This is a genomic window from Oleiphilus sp. HI0067 (genome assembly GCF_001635735.1).
On sequence record NZ_LWFI01001462.1, the window covers coordinates 1 to 1,238 of the forward strand.

1 protein-coding gene is annotated in these 1,238 nt (G+C 40.2%); it reads right to left on the reverse strand.

Annotation, left to right across the window (positions count from 1 at the left end; genetic code table 11):
- Positions 1 to 952, reverse strand: a 952-nt coding sequence (locus A3739_RS23855; protein ID WP_156502799.1) for an MCP four helix bundle domain-containing protein, incomplete at its 3' end; no start/stop codon positions are given.
- Between the last annotated feature and the right edge of the window lie 286 nt (positions 953 to 1,238).

The following is a 1,238-nucleotide window of genomic DNA, read 5'->3' on the forward strand; positions in this document are numbered from 1 at the left end:
TACCCAATACTTCACCTTGCAAGAAGCTGAACTGAACATCTGCACTCTTAAGCAGCTCATCCAGACCTTCAACGGATTGCGATACCGCAGCATCCGCTTCGCGAAGTTTTGCTCGAGCCAGTTCGATTTGCTCAAGCTCTGTCATCTTGTAATCGATAATTGAAGGCGTTTTATCGAAGTGAGCACTCAACTCTGCGTATGATTGTTCAACTGTATCAAGCAGGGTCACATCGCCGAATGTTTTAAAGACGTCTGCACCTTTGTCATACCAAAGTTTGGAATCTTGCAGTGCAAACTTAAAGTCATCCATGGTAGACAGAGCATTCAGGTCTGTCGTGCGCTGCACTTCTTCTACCGTCTTAAGGATTGAAAGAGCATTCGCATCTGCTTGGTTTGCGAATCCAGCAACGAGCTCCATATTCTCGGCATCTTTACCGTCTGCCATGAAGTACTGTAGATCGACTAATGAGCCACCTAGCGCATCAGCCATATCGAAAAGTGTCCCGGCCTCGTTATGCATTTGCTCATTAGCCAGCAAAGTAGCCGACTTTGCTTCGAACATTTCAGTTACTGCGAAACGATAAAAGTCATAATTACTCTTAATGCCGATAACAAGGGCTTTCATATCCGCATCATCTTTTGCAAGTTCTTCCAGGCTCTCATAAAGACCGCCAAAGTCTTTAACACCTTGATCAAACTTACGCTTATAAACGCGAATACTATCTGCATCTTCAGCGTTGAATGCTAAACCGCTTAATTTCGCGAGTTTTAGCAATTGAATCTGAACCTGATTACTTTCCTTTACGACCGGTACCGCGGTTTGGTTAACTCGCGACGTCGATTCGTTGATGTCATTTAAATTCCATAAAGATGAGAGTCCTGAGCTCAATATCAAGATAATAATGAACGCAAAACCAAATCCGACTTTCTGGTTAAAACTCAGCTGAAACATTTTAAATTTGCCTCTGTTTATTATTTTGGCCTTCAAAATTCACTCTAGATTAAAATTTGAGAAAGTCGAAATTTTGACCAATATTTTCATTATTTTTATAAAAATAACGTCGCGCCGTAGTAAAAAAGTGACGTAAGTCCTTGTTTTATCGTTAAAGCTTACAAAGAAGGTCAAAAAAAAGGCAGTTTGTATAGATAGTGCTAGGCTAATTTTATAACCGTAAAAAAATAAAAAACGCGCAAAATAAAAAACAATAGCTTCATTATCAGTTCAGCGAGTAACCATG